We start from the raw sequence: 19,947 nt of genomic DNA on the forward strand, positions 1-19,947 counted from the left end.
GAAGAACGGCCCCTCCCGGGGCTCACTAGACCCGCGCGGGGCAGGCCCGTCACAGCCGCAGTGAGAGGGGCGTCCGTCGCCGGGCGCAACGCGGGGTGGTACCGCGGCCGAGAGGTCGTCCCCGCAGTTCGCAGAAACCGAACTGCTGGAGAGAGATGACCTACCCCCTGAGCGCCTTCGGCCCCGCCGCCGAGCCCGTCACGCCATCGCCGCGCTTCCCCGACATCGAGCGGGGCATCCTCGACTTCTGGGGCGAGGATGACACCTTCCGCGCCTCGATCGCCCAGCGCGAGGGCGCCGACGAGTGGGTCTTCTACGACGGCCCGCCGTTCGCCAACGGCCTGCCCCACTACGGCCACCTCCTCACCGGCTACGCGAAGGACCTCTTCCCCCGGTTCCACACGATGCTCGGCCAGAAGGTCGACCGGGTGTTCGGGTGGGACACGCACGGTCTTCCCGCCGAGCTCGAGGCGATGAAGCAGCTCGGGATCACCGAGAAGAGCGAGATCGAGGCCATGGGCATCGACGCGTTCAACGTGAAGGCGCGCGAATCGGTGCTGACCTACACCCGCGACTGGGAGGACTACGTCACCCGCCAGGCCCGCTGGGTCGACTTCGAGCGCGGCTACAAGACGCTGAACGCGACCTACATGGAGAGCGTCCTGTGGGCCTTCAAGCAGCTCTTCGACAAGGGGCTCGCGTACGAGGGCTATCGCGTGCTGCCCTACTGCTGGCGCGACCAGACGCCGCTGTCCAACCACGAGCTGCGCATGGACGACGACGTCTACAAGGACCGGCAGGATCCGTCCGTCACGGTCGCGTTCCCGTTCACGGGCGAGCGCGCCCAGGAGCTCGGCCTCGACGGCGTCGCGGCCCTCGCGTGGACGACGACCCCGTGGACCCTGCCCACCAATCTCTCGCTCGCGGTCGGCCCCGACATCACCTACGTCGTCGTGCCGGTCGGCCCGGCAGGTGCAGGGGAGGGGCTGGGCGCCGCGCGCGTCCTCCTCGCCGAGGACCTCCTCGCGGGCTACGCGAAGGATCTCGGCTACGCCGAGCCCGGCGACGCGCTCGCGGCGGTGGCGCAGCGGATCCGCGGATCCGAGCTGGAGGGCGTCACCTACGAGCCGCTCTTCGACTACTTCACCGACACCGAGGCGTGGGGGACGGAGAAGGCGTGGCGTGTGCTCGTCGACGGGTACGTCACGACGGCCGACGGCACGGGCGTCGTCCACCAGGCGCCCGCGTTCGGTGAGGACGACAAGCGCCTGAACGACGCCGCCGGGATCCCGACGATCGTCTCGGTCGGCGAGGACGGCCGGTTCCTCGACATCGTTCCGGACGTCGCGGGGAAGCTGTGGCTCGACGCGAACATGGACATCGTGCGCCTGCTGCGGGCCGACGGGCGCCTGCTGCGGCTGCAGTCCTACGTCCACAGCTACCCGCACTGCTGGCGCTGCCGGAACCCCCTCATCTACAAGGCCGTCTCGAGCTGGTTCGTGCGCGTCACCGACGTCAAGGACCGCCTCGTCGAGCTCAACGAGCAGATCGAGTGGGCGCCGGAGAACGTCAAGCACGGGCAGTTCGGCAAGTGGGTCGAGGGCGCGCGCGACTGGTCGATCAGCCGCAACCGCTTCTGGGGCTCCCCGATCCCCGTTTGGAAGTCGGACGACGCGAACTACCCCCGCGTCGACGCGTACGGATCCCTGGCCGAGATCGAGCGCGACTTCGGACGCCTGCCGCGCAACGCGGACGGCGAGGTGGACCTCCACCGCCCGTACATCGACGACCTGACCCGCCCGAACCCGGACGACCCGACGGGCCGCTCGACGATGCGCCGCATCGAGGACGTGTTCGACGTGTGGTTCGACTCCGGATCCATGCCGTTCGCGCAGGTGCACTATCCGTTTGAGAACAAGGACTGGTTCGACGCCCACGCGCCGGCCGACTTCATCGTGGAGTACATCGGCCAGACGCGCGGCTGGTTCTACGTCATGCACGTGCTCTCGGGCGCCCTGTTCGACCGCCCCGCGTTCACGGGCGTCTCCTGCCACGGCATCGTGCTCGGCAGCGACGGGCAGAAGATGTCGAAGTCGCTGCGCAACTACCCCGACGTCAACGAGGTCTTCGACCGCGACGGCTCCGACGCCATGCGCTGGTTCCTCATGTCCTCCAGCGTCCTGCGCGGCGGGAACCTCGTCGTGACGGAGGAGGGGATCCGCTCGGGCGTGCGAGAGTTCCTCCTGCCGCTGTGGAACTCGTGGTACTTCTTCGCGACGTACGCGAACGCCGCCGGCTACGAGGCGACGGCGTCGACGGCGTCGACCGACGTGCTCGACCGCTACATCCTCGCGCTGACGGGGGAGCTCGCCGACGCCGTTCGCGCCGACCTCGAGGCGCTCGACTCGACGACCGCCGCGGCGCGCCTGCGCGACTTCGCCGAGGTGCTGACGAACTGGTACATCCGGCGCTCGCGCGACCGGTTCTGGGAGGGCGTGACGGAGGATCCGCGCTCCCGCGAGGCGTTCGACACGCTGTACACCGTGCTCGAGACGCTATGCCGCGTCGCGGCGCCGCTCATCCCGCTCATCTCCGAGCGGGTGTGGCAGGGGCTCACGGGTGGGCGGAGCGTGCACCTGACGGACTGGCCCGCGGGCACGGACTTCCCCGCCGCGGACGACATCCGCTCGACCATGGACGCCGTGCGCGAGGCCTCGAGCGTCGCGAACGCGCTGCGCAAGCGCGAGAAGCTGCGGGTGCGGCTCCCGCTTGCGCGCCTCACGGTCGTGACCTCCGACGCCGAGGGGCTGTCGCGGTTCGAGGACATCCTGCGCGAGGAGCTCAACGTCAAGGCGGTCTCGCTCGACGAGCTCGCCGAGGACACCGCCGAGCGCTACGGCGTCGCGCGCCGCCTCACGGTGAACGCGCGCGCGCTCGGGCCGCGCCTCGGCAAGCAGGTGCAGCAGGTGATTAAGGCGTCGAAGACGGGCGACTGGTCGGAGGAGGGCGGCGTCGTCACGGCCGGCGGCATCGCGCTTGAGGAGGGCGAGTACGAGCTCGCCCTCGACACGTCGGGTCGGCCCGCGGGCGAGGCGATCGCCACGCTGCCGGGCGGCGGCTTCGTCATCCTCGACACGGCGACGACGCCCGAGCTCGAGGCCGAGGGCCTCGCGCGCGACGTGATCCGCGCCGTGCAGGACACCCGCAAGAACGCCGGGTTCGAGGTGAGCGACCGGATCCGCCTGCAGCTGGTCTTCGCCGACGAGGCGGACGGATCGGCGGTGCGCCGCGCGTGGGACGTCGCGGGCGTGGCGGGGGAGACCCTCGCCACGAGCTGGACGATCGACGAGGGCGTCGCGGGCGCGGAGTTCGAGCAGACGATCGCGGGCGGCATCTACGCGAACGCGGGCGAGATCCGCATCGGCGTCGCGCGCGTGGAGGTGGCGCGATGACGGGCTCCGACGAGGCGCGGCGCGCCGACGCGGTGTACGAGGCGCTCCTCGCCCGCGCGGGCGAGGCCTGGGTCGAGCCGCGGCTCGAGCGCACGGCCCGCCTGCTCGAGTATCTCGACAACCCGCAGCGGACCTACCGCGTTGTCCACGTCACGGGGACGAACGGGAAGACCTCCACGGCGCGCATCGTCGAGTCGCTCGTCCGGGCGCACGGGCTGCGCACGGGGCTGTTCACGAGCCCGCACCTCGTGCGGTTCACGGAGCGGATCCTCCTCGACGGCGAGCCGATCGGCGACGCGCAGGTCGCCGACGCGTGGGACGAGATCGCCCCGTTCCTCGACCTCGTCGACGCGGAGCTGGCCGGCGACGACCAGGCGCCCCTGACGTTCTTCGAGCTCGTCACGGTGCTCGCGTTCGTCGCGTGCGCCGACGCGCCGGTCGACGTCCTCGTCCTCGAGGTTGGGATGGGCGGATCCTGGGACGCGACGAATACGGCGGACGGCGACGTCGCGGTGATCGCCCCCGTCGACATGGATCACGCCGCGCGGCTGGGCGCGACGCGCGAGGCGATCGCCGAGGTGAAGGCCGGCATCATCAAGCCCGGCGCCGCCGTGGTGTCCGCGCGGCAGGAGCCGGGCGTGCAGGCGGTGCTGCGGCGCGTGGCCGCCGAGCGGGGTGCCTCGATCGCGTTCGAGGGGGCGGAGTTCGCGCTCGAGCGCGACGCGCTCGCCGTGGGCGGGCAGCTCGTGACGCTGCGCGGCCTCGCGGGCGCGTACGAGGAGGAGTACCTCCCGCTATACGGGCACCACCAGGGCGAGAACGCGGCCCTCGCGGTCGCCGCCGTGGAGTCGCTCATCGGCGGCGGGCAAAAGATCGCCGCCGAGGTGTTCACGCAGGGGCTCGCGGAGGTCGCCTCCCCGGGCCGCCTCCAGCTCGTCGGCACGCAGCCGACCGTCCTCGTGGACGCCGCGCACAACCCGCACGGCGCCCGCGCTCTCGCGGCGGCGCTGCGCGACGCGTTCGACTTCTCCGAGTGGGGCGTCGTCCTCGGCGCCATGGCCGACAAGGACCTCGCGGGCATCGTGGCCGAGCTCGCGCCGGTCGCGAGCCACCTGTTCGCGACCGAGAGCGACTCGGAGCGCGCGGCCTCCGCAGACGAGGTGGCCGACGCCGCCGAGGCCGCGGGGCTGCGCCCGACCGTCCACCGCGACGTCGCCGAGGCCGCGGAGGCCGCACGCGCGTGGGCGGCGGAGGAGGAGGGCCGCGCGGTCGTGATCGCCGGATCCGTCGTGCTCGGCGGCGAGGCGATCGCCCTGGCCCGGGTCGAGGACTGGAAGTCGGGGTGGACCGCGTGAGCCCCCGCGAGCGCCGCTACCGCACGCTTCCCGAGAAAGTCGGATCCGTCGTCCTCGGCTTCGAGGCGATTGTCGCCTTCCTGGCGGGCCTCGTGATCTACGGCCTGGGCGCCCTGCCCGACCCGGTCGCGCCGTGGTGGGGGATCGTGGCCGGCTCGGTCCTCCTCGTCCTCCTCGTGGCCACGAGCGGCGCGCTGCGCTGGGCCTGGGGGCGCGCGCTGGGGTGGATCCTGCAGCTGGTCATCGCGGCGGGCGCGTTCTTCGTCCCCGCGATCCTCCTCATCACCCTCGTCTTCGGCGGCATGTGGGCGTTCGCGATGATCGGGGGAGCCCGCATCGAGGCGCGCGTCGCCGCGACGAGGCGGGAGACCGACGCGCCGGACACGCCCGGCGCATAGGCTCCGCGCGATAGGTTCGATGCGCCCCCCTCACGACATAGGAAGGCATTGTCATGGCCACGGAAGAGACCCTCGTCCTGATTAAGCCCGACGGCGTCCGCCGCGGGCTCACCGGACAGATCCTCGCCCGCATCGAGGCGAAGGGCTACGAGCTCGTCGACCTGAAGAAGTTCACCCCGGCCCGCGGGCTGCTCGCGGAGCACTACGCCGAGCACGAGGGCAAGCCGTTCTACGAGCCCCTCGTGGAGTTCATGATGTCGGGAGACGTCGTGGCCGCGCGCGTGGCGGGTCACCGCGTCATCGAGGGCTTCCGCTCCCTGGCGGGGTCCACCGAGCCCACGACGGCCGCCCCGGGAACGATCCGCGGCGACCTCGGCCGCGACTGGGGCCTGAAGGTCCAGCAAAACCTCGTGCACGGATCCGACAGCCCGGAGTCCGCCGCGCGTGAGCTCGGGCTCTGGTTCGGCTGAGCCGCTGACGACGAAGGAGGGGTGCCGACGGGCGCCCCTCCTTCGTCGTTGCGCCGGCTTCGACGCTTAGAAGAAGAACGCCAGCAGGTGCAGGCGCAGCTCGGCGATGACCGCGATCGCGACGAAGGACACGGTCACGATGAGCGGAAGCCAGCCCATGAGGGTATCGGCGAGGCGCCTGACCGACGCGGGCAGGGGGATCGCCCCGATCCGGACGCTGTGCAGGAGCACCGCGTAGAACGACGGGATCGTGACGCTCCAGGTCACCATGCACCACGGGCACAGCGTCCCGATGACGAAGATGCTCTGCGCGATGAGCCAGCACACGAAGCCGAACGCGAACGTCAGGCCGAGCGTGAAGAGCACCCAGAACCACTTCGCGAACCGGGCGCCGGCGAGGATGGCCATGCCGACGACGAGCGGCGCCATCCACCCGACGAGGCCCAGCAGCGGGTTGGGAAATCCGAACACGGACCCCTGCGCCGAGTCGAGGTTCGCGCCGCACTGGACGATGGGGTTGAAGTCGCACCCCGCGACGTGGTCGGGGTCGACGAGGCCCTCGAACTTCTCCAGGGTGAGCGCGAACGCCGCGCCCAGTCCGACGATGCCCGCGAGAACGAGCCAGATGGCGAGCCCGACGGGGCGCTGATGCGACTTCTGCATGCCCCCGATTCTTCCACTGTGCGCGGCGCCGAAGGCTGAGGACGGAGCGGTCCGAACATGCCGCGCGCGCGGATGGGTGCACCGATCCCGGGCGAGGTGGGATAATGACTCGCGTAGCCTGCCCGCGCACGACGCGGGCTCGTGACGACGCAGAAGACTTCGGAGCAACGAACGCTCCGCGCGACGAGGGCCGAGAAGGCCGGTCGCAGACCGAAGAGCCGCTGACGCGCCCCGGGCGCATCGGCACGATTTTTCCGGGCGGGGATCCGCCCGTACAGGGAGTTCGCCAGAGATGGTCGAAGACAACACGACAGAACCGGACACGACGACCGACACCGCGGGCGCGCCCGCTCCCGCGGAGGCGTCGGTGCCGGCGCCCGAGGAGTCGCCCGCCGCGGCGCCCGCCGAATCCGCCGCGGTTCCGGACGCCTCCGCGCAGGGCGACGCGCCCGCGGCCAACGAGGGGGCCGAGCCCGCGGTCCCGACCGCCGTCTCGCTGGGCCTGATCCCCGCGGACTTCGTGTCGCAGGTGTCCACGGCGCTGAGCTTCCACGCGCCGGACCTGCGCTTCCTGCCGGCGCTTCCCCCGCTCGACGACGACCGCACCTCGGGCGGCAACCGCTCGAGCCGCCGTCGCCGGCGCCGCGGCGGATCCGGCGATGGCGACGAGGAGGGCCGCGGTCGCGGCCGCGTCGTCGAGGTCGTCACGGAGCCGCAGCGGATCAAGGGATCCACGCGCCTGGAGGCGAAGAAGCAGCGTCGCCGCGACGGCCGCGAGGCCGGCCGCCGTCGCACCGTCGTGACCGAGGCCGAGTTCCTCGCGCGCCGCGAGGCCGTCGACCGCCAGATGGTCGTGCGGACCCGCCCGAACCGCACGCAGATCGGCGTGATGGAGGACGGAGTGCTCGTCGAGCACTACGTGGCGCGCGCGCAGGACGCCTCGCTGATCGGCAACGTCTACCTCGGCCGCGTGCAGAACGTCCTGCCGAGTATGGAGGCGGCCTTCGTGGACATCGGGCGCGGCCGCAACGCCGTGCTGTACTCCGGCGAGGTCGACTGGGACGCCGTCGAGACGGGCAACCAGCCCCGCCGCATCGAGCTGGCCCTGAAGCCGGGCGACAAGGTGCTCGTGCAGGTGACGAAGGATCCGGTCGGCCACAAGGGCGCCCGCCTCACGAGCCAGGTCTCGCTGCCCGGGCGTTACCTCGTGTACGTGCCGAACGGATCCATGAACGGCATCTCCCGCAAGCTGCCGGACACCGAGCGCGCCCGCCTGAAGAAGATCCTGAAGAAGGTGCTCCCCGAGTCCGCGGGCGTGATCGTGCGCACGGCCGCCGAGGGCGCGACCGAGGAGCAGCTCACCCTCGACGTCAACCGCCTCACGCAGCAGTGGGAGCACATCGGCCGCCAGGTCGAGAAGGGCAACGCCCCGGCGCTCCTGCACAGCGAGCCCGACCTGCTCGTGAAGATCGTTCGCGACGTCTTCAACGAGGATTTCCAGAAGATGATCATCCAGGGCGAGGCGTCGCACGAGACGATCAGCTCCTACCTCGCCTCCGTCGCGCCCGACCTCCTCGAGCGCATCGAGGCGTACGAGGGCGAGGGCGATCCGTTCGACGAGTTCCGGATCTCCGAGCAGATCGAGAAGGCCCTCGACCGCAAGGTGTGGCTGCCGTCCGGCGGGTCGCTCGTCATCGACCGCACCGAGGCGATGACCGTCGTCGACGTCAACACGGGCAAGTTCGTCGGGTCCGGCGGCAACCTCGAGGAGACGGTCACGAAGAACAACCTCGAGGCCGCCGAGGAGATCGTCCGCCAGCTGCGCCTGCGCGACATCGGCGGCATCATCGTCGTCGACTTCATCGACATGGTGCTCGAGTCGAACCGCGACCTCGTCCTGCGGCGCCTCATCGAGTGCCTCAGCCGCGACCGCACGAAGCACCAGGTCGCCGAGGTGACATCGCTCGGGCTCGTGCAGATGACGCGCAAGAAGATCGGGCTCGGCCTGCTCGAGACGTTCAGCGAGCCCTGCGAGGTGTGCGCCGGCCGCGGTGTGATCGTGCACCACGACCCCGTGTCCAAGCACCGCCCGGCGGCGTCCTCCGGGGGCGGATCCGGATCCTCGCGCCGCTCGCGCGGCGGCAAGGGTCGGGGAGCGCAGCCGCAGAAGGACGCGCCCGCGCCGGAGAAGGATCCGGCCCCGCACGTGAACACCGAGGGGGCGAAGTCCGCGCTCGCGAAGATCGCCGCCTCGTCGCGCCCGCACGACGAGGAGCCGCGGGAGCCGGCCGCCGCGCCGGCCGCGGCCGTGTCGCCGGCGTCGCTCGACCAGCTCGTGCTGCCCGAGGGTCCGCGCGGGGCCGAGGCCGCCGAGGACGGCGAGAAGCCAGCGCGCAAGCCCCGCCGTCGCCGCGCGAGCTCGGCGGGCGGATCGACCGCGGCCCCCGCGAGCACGGGCCAGACCAGCTCGCTGCTCGACTCCGTCCTCGACGCGCTGCCCGAGCCGAAGGCCCCGGGCCAGGGTCGCGGCCGTCGGCGCGTGACGACCGCCGCCCTCGAGGGCACGGCCGTCTCCGTCACGAACGACCCGTCCGGGCGCGCCGAGTGAGGCGCCGCCCGGCGCGCTCAGCGCGCCGGGCGGTCCTTCGCGCGCACGCGCAGCCCGGAGGCGATGAGCGCGCGGGTCAGCTCGCCCGCGCTCACGCGGCGCGCGCCGGCCACCACGAGCGCGTCGACGCGATCGGCCGGCACGTCGTAGTGATCGAGGTCGAATCCTCGTCGCGGGATCCCCTGGGCGCGCGCGAACGCGTGCAGCTCCTCGAGGCTCGTGTCGCTCACGAGGTGCGACCAGAGCATGCCGTGCGCGGGCCACATGGGGGTGTCGACGAGAACGGTCATATGCACAAGAATACAACCCGCGCGACGCGCCGGTCGTGTCGATTCCCGGTTTGGGAGAGAATCGGGTAGAGTTAACCGTTGGTGCGTCCCCGGTCGCGCGCTCTCCCACTGGCGGCGCGACAGAAGCCTTGCCGACGCGCTCGCACATCCAGTGCGACGCAAGCAACGTGCTGGGACACCCCAGACTTCCCGAGAGATTCGGATGGACCCCGCGGGGTTCGTCCCCAAGGAAACAGGTATCAACGTGGTTTACGCAGTTGTTCGCGCCGGTGGCCGGCAGGAGAAGGTCGAGGTCGGCTCGATCGTCACGCTCGACCGTGTCCAGGCTGCCGAGGGTGAGTCGATCGAGCTGCCCGCCGTCCTCTTCGTCGACGGCGACAACGTGACGACCGACGCCGACGCGCTGTCGAAGGTCACGGTCACGGCCGAGGTTCTCCAGGACCTCCGCGGGCCGAAGATCGTCATCCAGAAGTACAAGAACAAGACCGGCTACAAGAAGCGCCAGGGCCACCGTCAGGAGCTCACGCGCGTCAAGGTCACCGGCATCAAGTAATCCGGAGAGGCTTGAGGAATGGCACATAAAAAGGGCGCAAGCTCCACCCGCAACGGTCGTGACTCGAACGCGCAGCGCCTCGGCGTGAAGCGCTTCGGCGGCCAGGACGTCAACGCGGGCGAGATTCTCGTTCGCCAGCGCGGAACGCACTTCCACCCCGGCGCCAACGTCGGTCGCGGTGGCGACGACACGCTGTTCGCCCTCGCGGCGGGCGCGGTCGAGTTCGGCAACAAGGGCGGCCGCAAGGTCGTCAACGTGGTGGCCGCCGCCGAGTAATCGCGCGCATCACACGCAATCTGCATCCGGGAAGGGGGCGGGCTTCTGCTCGCCCCCTTTTCGCGTAGCGGGCGCACGCCCGCACGCGGCATCATGGGGCCACCCGGCCCCGTTTCGAGAAGAGGCACCATGGTCACGTTCGTCGACGAGGTCACCCTGCACCTGCACGCGGGGAGTGGCGGCAACGGCTGCGTCTCCGTGCGTCGCGAGAAGTTCAAGCCCCTCGCGGGCCCCGACGGCGGCAACGGCGGCGACGGTGGCGACATCGTGCTCGTCGCGGACACGCAGACGACGACGCTGCTCAGCTACCACCACTCTCCGCACCGGAAGTCCGCAAACGGCGGCTTCGGGATGGGCGACATGCGCTCCGGCGCGCAGGGCGAGCCGCTCGAGCTGCCCGTCCCCGTGGGGACCGTGGTGAAGGATCCGTCGGGGGAGGTGCTCGCCGACCTCATCGAGCCGGGCATGCGCTTCGTCGCCGCGCCGGGCGGTCAGGGCGGCCTCGGCAACGCCGCGCTGTCCTCGCCCAAGCGCAAGGCCCCGGGCTTCGCGCTCCTCGGCACGCCCGGCTGGGAGGGCGACGTCCACCTCGAGCTCAAGACGCTGGCCGACGTCGCCCTGGTCGGCTTCCCGTCGGCGGGCAAGTCCAGCCTTATCGCGGCGATCTCGGCGGCCCGCCCGAAGATCGCCGACTACCCGTTCACGACCCTGCACCCGAACCTCGGGGTCGTGCAGGCCGGCGACGTGCGCTTCACGGTCGCCGACGTGCCGGGCCTCATCGAAGGCGCCTCCGACGGGCGCGGGCTCGGCCTGGAGTTCCTGCGCCACGTCGAGCGCTGCCAGGCGCTTGTCCACGTCCTCGACTGCGCGACGCTCGAGCCGGGCCGCGACCCGGTGTCCGACCTCGAGACGATTCGCGCTGAGCTCGCGAACTACCCCGTGCCGGAGGGGCAGAAGCCGCTCCTTGAGCGCCCGCAGATCGTTGTTCTCAACAAGATCGACGTGCCGGAGGCCGAGGAGCTGGCCGCGTTCGTGCGCGGCGACCTCGAGGCCGCGGGCTACCGCGTCTTCGAGATCTCCACGGTCGCGCACCGCGGCCTGCGCGAGCTGACGTTCGCCCTCGCCGAGGTCGTGGCGGCCGAGCGCCTGGCGGCCCCCGTCGAGGCCGCGCCGGAGCGCGTGATCGTGCGACCCAAGGGCGCCGAGCGTGAGTTCACCGTCGTGCGCGAGGGCGGTACGTACGGCGACATGTTCCGGATCCGCGGCGAGAAGCCCGAGCGCTGGGTCCAGCAGACCGACTTCCAGAACGACGAGGCCGTCGGCTTCCTCGCCGACCGCCTCGACAAGCTCGGCGTGGAGAACGAGCTCATCCGCGCGGGCGCGCAGCCCGGATCCCCCGTCGTCATCGGCGACGACGACGGGATCGTGTTCGACTGGGATCCCTCCCTGACCTCGGCCGCCGAGCTGACGGCGGCACCGCGAGGGACGGATCCGCGCCTGGACGGGAATCGTCGTCGCACGACGAACGAGCGCCGCGACGCGTACAAGGCCAGACAGGATGCGCGCACGATCGAGCGCGCACTGGAAGAGGAGCGCCGCCTCGCCCGGAACGGGGAGGACGACGCGTACGAAGGGATGGATGGTAACCAGTGACGGCATACGCACGTCAGGACCTGGCAACCGCCAAGAGGATCGTCGTCAAGGTCGGCTCGTCGTCGATCTCGGGCGATGCCTCGTGGCGCATCGACATGCTCACCGACGCGATCGTCGAGGCGCGATCTCGCGGTCAGGAGATCATCCTCGTCTCGTCCGGCGCGATCGCGACCGCGGTCTCGCTCATGGACCTCGGCGAGGGCAAGCCCTCTGACCTCGCGACCCAGCAGGCCGCGGCGGCGGTCGGCCAGAACGTCCTCCTGTGGCGCTGGCAGTCGAGCCTGGACCGTTACGGGGTGCTCGCCGGTCAGGTCCTCCTGACGCTCAGCGACATGCAGAACAGCACGCCGCGCAGCAACGCCCGGCGCGCGATCGATCGGATGCTCACCCTCGGCGTGCTCCCCATCGTCAACGAGAACGACACGGTCGCGACGCACGAGATCCGCTTCGGCGACAACGACCGCCTGTCGGCGCTCGTGGCCCACCTCATGAAGGCCGACGCGCTGGTGCTCCTCAGCGATATCACCGCGCTGTACACCGCGCCGCCGGACCGCGAGGGATCCCGTCCGATCGACACGATCACGGCCGACGACGACCTGGCCGACTACGAGTTCGGCGGCAAGGTCGTCAACAGCGTCGGCACCGGGGGAGCGGCGACGAAGGCCACGGCCGGCCGGCTCGCCCAGGAGCACGGCGTCGGCGCGCTCGTCACGAGCGCCGACAACATCTCGGACGCGCTGGCCGGGCACCACGTGGGAACGTGGTTCGCGCCCGCGGTCGAGACCCACCCGAAGACGGAGGCGATCTCCGTCATCCTGCAGGACGACGAAGGCGAGGACCACTGATGACGACCGACGCCCCCGAGACCCGCTTCGCCCTGGCGAAGGGCGCCACGCGCGAGATCGCGCGCCTGACGAGCACGCAGAAGGCCGACGCCCTCGGGGCGATCGCCGACGCCCTGGAGGCGCACGCGGATCGCATCATCGCGGCCAACGCGGAGGACCTCGAGCGCGGTCGCGCGAACGGCATCGGCGACTCGCTGCTCGATCGCCTCGCGCTCACGACCGAGCGCGTGTCGGCCCTCGCCGACGCGACGCGCGAGGTCGCGGCGCTCCCGGATCCGGTCGGGCAGGTCGTGCGCGGCGAGCGGATGGCCAACGGCATCGCGCTGGAACAGGTCCGCGTGCCGTTCGGCGTGGTGGGCGCGATCTACGAGGCGCGCCCGAACGTCACGGTCGACATCGCGGCGCTCGCGCTGCGCTCGGGCAACGCCGTCGTGCTGCGCGGCGGGAGCGCGGCGCTGTCGTCGAACATGGCGCTCGTGGAGATCATGCGTCAGGCGCTCGAGTCCGTCGGCGTGACGCCCGAGGCGATCCAGACGGTGGACGAGTTCGGCCGCGAGGGCGCGAACGCGCTCATGCGCGGTCGCGGGTTCATCGACGTCCTCGTCCCGCGCGGGAGCGCGGGCCTGATCGAGACCGTCGTGACGAGCTCCACGGTGCCTGTGATCGAGACCGGCGCCGGCAACGTGCACGTCGTGCTCGACGCGAGCGCCCCCGAGGAGTGGGCGCGCGACATCTCCGTGAACTCGAAGACGCACCGCGTCAGCGTGTGCAATTCCGCGGAGACCATCCTCGTCGTGCGGGAGGCCGCCGAGCGGCTCATCCCGCAGGTGGCGCGCGCGCTCCAGGACGCGGGCGTGACGATCCACGGCGACGAGACGGTGCGCTCGCTCGCGAACGACGTCGTGCCGGCGACGGAGGAGGACTGGGAGACCGAGTACCTCAGCCTCGACGTCGCGATGAAGGTCGTGGAGACCCTGGACGAGGCGATCGACCACATCGCGCGCTACAGCACGCACCACACCGAGACGATCGTGACCGCCGACGTGCGCGAGGCCGAGCGCTTCCTCGCCGAGGTGGATTCGGCCGCCGTCTACGTCAACGCCTCCACCCGCTTCACGGACGGCGGCGAGTACGGTTTCGGCGCCGAGGTCGGGATCTCGACCCAGAAGCTGCACGCGCGCGGCCCCATGGGGCTGCCGGAGCTGACCAGCACGAAGTGGATCGGCCGCGGATCGGGCCAGATCCGACCCTGAGCGGTCGCCCCCGCCGCACGCGATAGGCTGTGGGGCAGAGTTTTTTCCCTCTTGATCGGAGTCAGGATGCAGTTCGCCTCCGCCGCCCTGAGCGTCGTCGCCGAGACCGGCGGTCACGAGAGCGTGGCCCTCGAGACCCTTCCCTACGGCATCGTCGCGCTCGCGGTCTTCGCCGTCGCCGGCATGGTCGTGGCCTCGTACCGCCACGTCGCGAACCGTCACGCGGATCCGGCCGAGCACGCCGACCAGTCGCACTAGGCGCCGGAGTGAGCGACACGTCGCGGCCTCCTCGCATCGGGGTGATGGGCGGCACGTTCGACCCCATTCACCACGGCCACCTCGTGGCCGCGAGCGAGGTCGCGACGTCGTTCGACCTCGATGAGGTCATCTTCGTGCCGACCGGCGAACCGTGGCACAAGGCCGCGGTGTCGCCGGCCCAGGCGCGGTACGAGATGACCGTCATCGCGACGGCGTCGAACCCGCGCTTCACGGTCAGCCGCGTGGACGTGGACCGCGGGGGAGCGACGTACACGGTCGACACGCTGCGCGAGCTGCGGCGAGAGCGGCCGGATGCCGAGTTCTTCTTCATCACCGGCGCCGACGCCGTTGCGCAGATCCTCAGCTGGCGCGACCACGACGAGCTCTGGGAGCTCGCGCACTTCGTGGCCGTGTCCCGTCCCGGGCATGTCTTGGACATTGGGGATCTGCCGCGCGATCGCGTCAGTCGCCTCGAGATCCCGGCTCTCGCGATATCGTCGACTGACTGCCGCGATCGCGTCTGGCGCGGGTTGCCCGTCTGGTATCTCGTTCCGGACGGCGTCGTCCAATACATCGCGAAACACCATCTTTATCGGAGTAGGGCATGAGCACATCCGGCGAGCAGGGGCACCGACCGCTGACCCGGCGCGAGCTGCGGGAGCTGCGCGCCCACGGGGGCGAGCAGGCCGTCGCCGAGGCGACGGCCGCCGCGCCGGCGGAACCCGCGGTCGTCGCGAGCACCCAGACCGAGGAGCAGGCTCCGGAGCCGCGCCCGCTCACGCGCCGCGAGATTCGCCGCCTGCGGACGAACGAGGTCCCCGTCATCCCGACCACGGACACCGGATCCGTCACCGAGACACCGGAAACGGCCGCCGCGCCCGTGGAGAACGAGGACGCGCCCGCCCCCACCGTGGCGGGGGAGATCGTCGAGGACGCCCCCGCGGCCGAGGAGCCGCCGGCCGAAGAGCCCGCCGAGGAGCTGGAGGTCGTCACCGAGGTGCCGTCCTCGCCTCGCCCCGACGAGGAGCCCGCTGGCCAGGCCGTCGAGGAGCCCGGGACCCAGACCGTGGCGTTCGATGCGAGCGCGTACTTCGCCGAGACCGAGACCCCGGCCGCGCCGGAGGCGCACGAGCCCCCCGCCGACACGACCGTCGGAGACGTCGTCACGGAGGTCCCGAAGCTCGACCCCGCGTTCGGCGAGCACATCGGGCGCGGCCCGTCGGCCCCGTCGGCGCGTTCCTTCGACGACCTGTTGGACCAGTACGCCACGACGTCCCCGAGCTCGATCATCATGACGAGCTCGCACCGCCTTCCCGAGGGGCTGGGCTCGACGGGCGCGGCCCTCGGAACCACGGACGGCCGCGAGGTCGACGCGGTCCTGATCGACGGCGAGCTGCCCGCGCACTCCTCGCCCACGCCGATCGCGGCGTCCGCCGCGATCTCGACGCAGAAGAGCGCGGGCGACGTGATCCGGCCCCCCGCGCCGGAGAAGGGCCGCGGTCTCGTGTTCGCGCTCGGTATCACGGCCGGCGTCCTCGGCATCGTCGTGGTGGGGAGCCTCGCCACCGCCTACTTCATGGGAGTCTTCAACTAGTGAACGCCTCGTCCTCGGACATGCTGCAGATCGCGGCCGTCGCCGCCGACAAGATGGGCGGCGAGGAGCTCGTCGCCCTCGACGTCTCGCAGCCGATGCCGCTCGCCGACATCTTCTTCATCGTCACGGGTCGCTCGGAGCGCAACGTCGCGGCGATCTCAGACGAGATCGAGCGCGAGCTGCACCAGGCCGGCCACAAGCTGCTGCGCCGCGAGGGGAAGGCTGAGGGCCGATGGATCCTCTGCGACTTCGGCGACCTCGTCGTGCACGTGTTCCACCGCGAGGAGCGCGAGTTCTACGGCCTGGAGCGCCTGTGGAAGGACTGCCCGACGGTGCCGTTCGAGCTGCCGACACGCCCGTCGGTCGAGGCCGATTTCGCCTGAGTCCGGCGGGTGTTGTAAGCTTATGGAGTTGCCCGCGAGGGCGAACAACTCAACAAAATGGGCCCATGGCGCAGCTGGTAGCGCACCTGCATGGCATGCAGGGGGTCGGGGGTTCGAGTCCCCCTGGGTCCACCACGAAGCCCCCGGTTCGCCGGGGGCTTTTCTGTTTCTCGGCGAGGTTGTTGCGGAGTCGGTCCGCCCCGAAAGGCTGACGCGTAAGATCCATTCGGTCGTGGTCACTATGATCGCTTCGTGCGTCACCGTTTTCGCCCCGTGCCGTCGCTCCGAGCGGCGACCGCCGCGATAGGCGCGGCGGTCCTCCTCGCCGGGTGCGGCTCGGTGATGGCCGGAGATGGCGGCGACCATGATCGCGAATCCGTTGCCGAGGAGACGTTCCCGCATGCTCCGGTGTTCGACTATCAGCTGGGTGGAGCGTATTCGTCTCCAGCCGGCGCGGAGGTCGTCGTCCGCGACCGCACAGCCCCTCCCGAGGTGGGAACGTATTCGGTCTGCTACGTGAACGCCTTCCAGACACAGCCCGGAGAGCACGATCTTTGGCCCGACGAGGCGTTGCTGCGTGACGCGAGTGGACCGGTGATCGATGCCGAATGGCCCGACGAGATCCTCCTCGATACGTCCACGCCCGACGGCCGTGAGCGGATCCTCGACACCGTCGCGCCGTGGGTCCGGGGCTGCGCCGCCGACGGTTTCCGCGGCGTCGAGTTCGACAACATCGATAGCTTCACGCGTTCTGGCGGTGCATTGACGTTCGCGGACAATCTTGCGCTGGCAACCGACCTCGCACGTATCGCGCACGCCGAGGGGCTCACCGTGGGGCAGAAGAACGCTGCCGAGTTCACCGCAGAGCTGCGTGCGCGCGCCGGATTCGATTTCGCGGTGGCCGAGGAATGCGCCGCCTACGAGGAGTGCGCCGCCTATACCGCGGCGTATGGCGACGCGGTCCTCGCCGTCGAATACACCGACTCGCTGCCTCGTGGCTTCTCCGCCATGTGCGAGGATCCGGATTCTCCCGCGTCGATGATCCTGCGGGACCGAGGGCTCGTCGTGGCCGGCGACCACGCCTACGTCTACGAGAGGTGTTCCGCCCGCTGAAACGCGCGGAACGGCGGGTCGGGCCGGGACCGGGCTGCCCCCGGTCCCGCCCGTGTCAGTGCTCGTTGAGCTCGGTGCCCTCGCGCGGCGTTGCGTGCCCGCCAGAGTAGTCGGGGCGGGCCGGCTGCTCGGGCTGGTCCGAGAGCTCGCCGCCGTTGCGACCGCCGTAGGGGCGGCCGTGGTCGGCGTATTCCTCGCGGGCGTAGACGAACGCCCACTCGCCGGCGGTGAAGCGCGCTCCCGTGCGGAGCGTCTCCGTGCGGTCGCCCGCGTGCGTGCCGGCGGCGTCGGGATTCGCGTTCATCTCGCCCTCGCCGTGCAGGGTGAGGACGTACTCGTCCCGGTCGTCGTGCGTGATCGTCGCGTGTAGGGCGTCGATCCCCTCCAAGCGGAGAGAGCTGCCCGCGGCCGACCCGATCGTCGTGTCGTCCTCCGCCAGCGCGTGCTCGAATCGCTCGTCGCCGCGCGAGATCCGCAGGCGCGGGTGGCCCGCGCCCCACTCCGCGTGCGTGGAGACCCCGGTGCCGTCGTCGACCTGATCGTTCATCGTGCGATCCCTCCTCGGTGCGGCGCCTCCTCGAAGCCGAGGCGCGTAGGTGGGCGCCACACTATCCGGTGTCCGTGTCCCCGTGGTGCGGTATCCCGCTATGCGTCGCCGGTGAGCTCCTCGTGGATCCGCCGCAGGTCCTCGAGGAGCGCGCCCGCGAGGATCCAGTTCGCGTCCGAGGGGGTCACGACGCGTAAGGGGCGGGTGAGCGCCGGGACGGTCGTCGTTTCGGGGGCCGCGGCGGCGGCCGTCGGGGTGCGGCGGAGCGTCAGACGCACGTCGTGCGCGGCGCGCCGGAGCTGTTCGGCGATATCGGCGAACACGGGCTCGGCGCTGATCGCGTCGTCGTAGCGGTCGTAGAAGGCGCGGCTCATGCCGATCACCTGGGTCACGACGGGGGAGAGCGTCTCGAGCACCCGCTCGACCTCGTCGAGTTCCCGCCGGTGCCGGCGGCCCCGCGGGTTGAGCGCGAGCGAATCCCGCGCGTCCTCGATGGCCGTCTCGGCCTGGTCTCGCATGGGGCGGAGCAGGCGCGCGGTCAGGAGCAGCTCCTCGCGCCGCGCCGGTTCGACGGGGGAGGCGAGCGCGTCCGCGAGGCGCTCGAGCGTGGCCGCGAGCTCCTTGCCCACGCCGTCCAGCGCCCGATGCGCGGGCCCTACCGCGACGGGGGGAACGATCGCGAGGTTCACGACGAAGCCGATCGCGGCGCCCACGAGGGTCTCCACGACGCGCGCGACCGCGTAGTCCGGCGTCGCCGCTCCGAGGGCGAGCACGAGGAGCGCGCTGATGCCGACCTGGTTCGTCGTTCCCGGCGTCATCTTGAGCGCCCACGCCGCGAGGAGCGCGACGGCGATGGCGAGCATGAGGACCCAGGTGGCGGATCCGAACGCGAGCCCCAGCGCCGAGGCGATGACGACGCCGACGAGCACGCCGGTCGATCGCTCGATCGCCTTCGTCATCGACTGGCTCACGCTCGGTTGGACGACGAGCAGCGCCGCGATCGCCGCGAACACGGGCGGCGGCCCGTCGGGGATCACCAGCAGCGACAGCCCCCACGCCGCCAGGGTCGCGACGGCCGACTTCGCGACCTGCACGAGCGGCGCCCGGCGCGCGGCGCGGATCGCGGGAAGCACCCTCATGGTGCCCACGGTAGTCCGCGACACAATGGATCCGCGCCTCCCGCGCGCTCTCCACGGAAAGGTGACCCATGACGCCGTTCGATGCCTCGCTCCCGCTGGCCGCCGCGCCCATGGCGGGAGGCCCGTCGACCCCGCAGCTCGTGCGGGCGGTGTCCGCCGCCGGCGCGTTCGGGTTCCTCGCCGGCGGTTATCGGTCGGCGGAGCAGCTCGCCGCGGACATCGACGAGGTGCGCGGCGACGTGCCCGCGTTCGGCGTCAATCTCTTCGTGCCCTCGGCCGCGACCCCGGACGCGGACGAGGTGCGGGCCTACGCGCGTCGGCTCGAGGAGGACGCGCGGCGGGCCGGGGTGTCGCTCGACCCCGATCGCGCGCTCGTGCCCGACGACGACGCGTGGGACGACAAGCTCGCGCTGCTCCGCGCGCATCCCGTGCCGGTCGTGTCGCTGACCTTCGGGCTCCCGTCGGCCGCGGACATCGCCTCCCTCCGGCGGGCGGGATCCGTCGTCCTCGCGAGCGTGACCACGCCCGCCGAGGCGCGTCTCGCGGAGGAGGCCGGCGTGGACGGGCTCGTCGTGCAGGGCCCCCGCGCGGGCGGGCACAGCGCCTGCTTCGACCCCCGACGGACGCCGACGGACGCGGCGACGGCCGACGTCGTGCGGGCCGTACGCGCGGCGAGCGCCCGTCCGCTCGTCGCGGCCGGCGGCACGGGCGGCGCGCCGGACGTCCGCATGCTCCGCGCCGCGGGCGCCGACGCCGTCGCGGTCGGGACGCTATTCCTGACGGCCGACGAGGCGGGCACGTCGCCGACGCACCGGCGGGCGCTCGCGGATCCGCGGTTCGACGAGACCGTACTCACCCGCGCCTTCACGGGGCGCCCGGCGCGCGCCCTGCGCAACGCGTTCGCCGACCGTCACAGCAGCGCCGCTCCCGCTGCCTACCCCGCCGTGCATCACCTCACGCGGGGGCTGCGCCGGGCCGCGGGCGCGCACGGCGACCCCGAGGCCCTCCACCTGTGGGCCGGGACGGGGTACCGCGCGGCGGTCCGGGCGCCGGCCGCGGACATCGTCGCGTCCCTCGCCGAGGGTGTGTGAGGCCTG

20 protein-coding genes and 1 tRNA gene are annotated in these 19,947 nt (G+C 71.7%); 17 read left to right on the top strand and 4 right to left on the bottom strand.

The window, feature by feature from the left end:
- The first annotated feature begins 155 nt into the window (after positions 1 to 155).
- From ileS to ndk, 4 genes are read left to right on the top strand one after another with little or no spacing between them, the layout of a single operon-like run.
- A complete protein-coding gene (ileS, locus tag G8E01_RS07200; RefSeq protein ID WP_166317836.1) occupies positions 156 to 3,452 on the top strand; it encodes an isoleucine--tRNA ligase in 3,297 nt (1,098 codons plus the stop codon).
- Entirely contained in the window at positions 3,449 to 4,807 is a 1,359-nt protein-coding gene (locus G8E01_RS07205; RefSeq protein ID WP_166317838.1) for a bifunctional folylpolyglutamate synthase/dihydrofolate synthase, read from the top strand. Before ileS ends, G8E01_RS07205 begins: the two co-directional genes overlap by 4 nt.
- Positions 4,804 to 5,205 carry a DUF4233 domain-containing protein gene (locus G8E01_RS07210; protein ID WP_166317841.1) on the top strand — a complete coding sequence of 134 codons (402 nt, stop codon included), beginning with the start codon at positions 4,804 to 4,806 and terminating at the stop codon, positions 5,203 to 5,205. Before G8E01_RS07205 ends, G8E01_RS07210 begins: the two co-directional genes overlap by 4 nt.
- A gap of 53 nt (positions 5,206 to 5,258) precedes the next feature.
- Positions 5,259 to 5,675, top strand: a complete 417-nt coding sequence (ndk, locus tag G8E01_RS07215; RefSeq protein WP_166317844.1) for a nucleoside-diphosphate kinase — start codon at positions 5,259 to 5,261, stop codon at positions 5,673 to 5,675.
- A gap of 66 nt (positions 5,676 to 5,741) precedes the next feature.
- Here ndk and G8E01_RS07220 read toward each other — a convergent pair whose 3' ends face one another.
- The gene (locus G8E01_RS07220; RefSeq protein WP_166317847.1) at positions 5,742 to 6,338 is read right to left on the bottom strand and encodes a vitamin K epoxide reductase family protein; all 597 of its coding nucleotides are present in this window, start codon (positions 6,336 to 6,338) and stop codon (positions 5,742 to 5,744) included.
- Positions 6,339 to 6,630: 292 nt separating this feature from the next.
- Between G8E01_RS07220 and G8E01_RS07225 the strand changes: the two genes are divergently transcribed.
- Positions 6,631 to 8,946, top strand: a complete 2,316-nt coding sequence (locus G8E01_RS07225; protein WP_166317850.1) for an Rne/Rng family ribonuclease — start codon at positions 6,631 to 6,633, stop codon at positions 8,944 to 8,946.
- 17 nt (positions 8,947 to 8,963) lie between these two features.
- Here the strand turns inward: G8E01_RS07225 and G8E01_RS07230 are convergent, their stop codons facing one another.
- On the bottom strand, positions 8,964 to 9,236 hold the full coding sequence (locus tag G8E01_RS07230; RefSeq protein WP_166317853.1) for a DUF4031 domain-containing protein: 273 nt from the start codon (positions 9,234 to 9,236) through the stop codon (positions 8,964 to 8,966).
- A gap of 244 nt (positions 9,237 to 9,480) precedes the next feature.
- Between G8E01_RS07230 and rplU the strand changes: the two genes are divergently transcribed.
- From rplU to G8E01_RS07285, 11 genes are all read left to right on the top strand, one after another.
- On the top strand, positions 9,481 to 9,789 hold the full coding sequence (gene rplU, locus G8E01_RS07235; RefSeq protein WP_166317856.1) for a 50S ribosomal protein L21: 309 nt from the start codon (positions 9,481 to 9,483) through the stop codon (positions 9,787 to 9,789).
- A gap of 18 nt (positions 9,790 to 9,807) precedes the next feature.
- Positions 9,808 to 10,065, top strand: coding sequence for a 50S ribosomal protein L27 (gene rpmA, locus G8E01_RS07240; RefSeq protein ID WP_029149810.1), 258 nt, complete (start codon positions 9,808 to 9,810; stop codon positions 10,063 to 10,065).
- A gap of 129 nt (positions 10,066 to 10,194) precedes the next feature.
- Positions 10,195 to 11,718 (top strand): GTPase ObgE, encoded by a 1,524-nt coding sequence (obgE, locus tag G8E01_RS07245; RefSeq protein WP_166317859.1) that lies wholly within the window; start codon positions 10,195 to 10,197, stop codon positions 11,716 to 11,718.
- On the top strand, positions 11,715 to 12,563 hold the full coding sequence (gene proB, locus G8E01_RS07250) for a glutamate 5-kinase (protein WP_166317863.1): 849 nt from the start codon (positions 11,715 to 11,717) through the stop codon (positions 12,561 to 12,563). The genes obgE and proB overlap by 4 nt, the downstream gene beginning before the upstream one ends.
- A complete protein-coding gene (locus tag G8E01_RS07255; RefSeq protein ID WP_166317866.1) occupies positions 12,563 to 13,816 on the top strand; it encodes a glutamate-5-semialdehyde dehydrogenase in 1,254 nt (417 codons plus the stop codon). Before proB ends, G8E01_RS07255 begins: the two co-directional genes overlap by 1 nt.
- Positions 13,817 to 13,882: 66 nt before the next feature.
- Positions 13,883 to 14,074, top strand: coding sequence for a hypothetical protein (locus G8E01_RS07260; RefSeq protein ID WP_166317869.1), 192 nt, complete (start codon positions 13,883 to 13,885; stop codon positions 14,072 to 14,074).
- A gap of 8 nt (positions 14,075 to 14,082) precedes the next feature.
- Positions 14,083 to 14,682 (top strand): nicotinate-nucleotide adenylyltransferase, encoded by a 600-nt coding sequence (gene nadD / locus G8E01_RS07265; protein ID WP_338100765.1) that lies wholly within the window; start codon positions 14,083 to 14,085, stop codon positions 14,680 to 14,682.
- Complete coding sequence (locus tag G8E01_RS07270) at positions 14,679 to 15,668, top strand: hypothetical protein (RefSeq protein ID WP_166317872.1); 990 nt, start codon at positions 14,679 to 14,681, stop codon at positions 15,666 to 15,668. The genes nadD and G8E01_RS07270 overlap by 4 nt, the downstream gene beginning before the upstream one ends.
- 20 nt (positions 15,669 to 15,688) lie before the next feature.
- A complete protein-coding gene (rsfS, locus tag G8E01_RS07275) occupies positions 15,689 to 16,051 on the top strand; it encodes a ribosome silencing factor (RefSeq protein ID WP_155048521.1) in 363 nt (120 codons plus the stop codon).
- Between the two features lie 59 nt (positions 16,052 to 16,110).
- Positions 16,111 to 16,186, top strand: a tRNA-Ala gene (locus tag G8E01_RS07280).
- 117 nt (positions 16,187 to 16,303) lie between these two features.
- Positions 16,304 to 17,164 (top strand): endo alpha-1,4 polygalactosaminidase, encoded by an 861-nt coding sequence (locus G8E01_RS07285; RefSeq protein WP_166317875.1) that lies wholly within the window; start codon positions 16,304 to 16,306, stop codon positions 17,162 to 17,164.
- A 55-nt stretch (positions 17,165 to 17,219) separates the two neighbouring features.
- Here the strand turns inward: G8E01_RS07285 and G8E01_RS07290 are convergent, their stop codons facing one another.
- Both G8E01_RS07290 and G8E01_RS07295 read right to left on the bottom strand, forming a co-directional pair.
- A complete protein-coding gene (locus G8E01_RS07290; RefSeq protein WP_166317878.1) occupies positions 17,220 to 17,711 on the bottom strand; it encodes an FHA domain-containing protein in 492 nt (163 codons plus the stop codon).
- Between the two features lie 98 nt (positions 17,712 to 17,809).
- Positions 17,810 to 18,850: an FUSC family protein gene (locus tag G8E01_RS07295; RefSeq protein ID WP_166317881.1), complete on the bottom strand. Its 1,041-nt coding sequence runs from the start codon at positions 18,848 to 18,850 to the stop codon at positions 17,810 to 17,812.
- A 68-nt stretch (positions 18,851 to 18,918) separates the two neighbouring features.
- Between G8E01_RS07295 and G8E01_RS07300 the strand changes: the two genes are divergently transcribed.
- Positions 18,919 to 19,941, top strand: a complete 1,023-nt coding sequence (locus tag G8E01_RS07300) for an NAD(P)H-dependent flavin oxidoreductase (RefSeq protein WP_166317884.1) — start codon at positions 18,919 to 18,921, stop codon at positions 19,939 to 19,941.
- The last annotated feature ends 6 nt before the right edge of the window (positions 19,942 to 19,947 follow it).

This window comes from Microbacterium excoecariae, from assembly GCF_011326725.1.
Taxonomy (GTDB): domain Bacteria; phylum Actinomycetota; class Actinomycetes; order Actinomycetales; family Microbacteriaceae; genus Microbacterium; species Microbacterium excoecariae.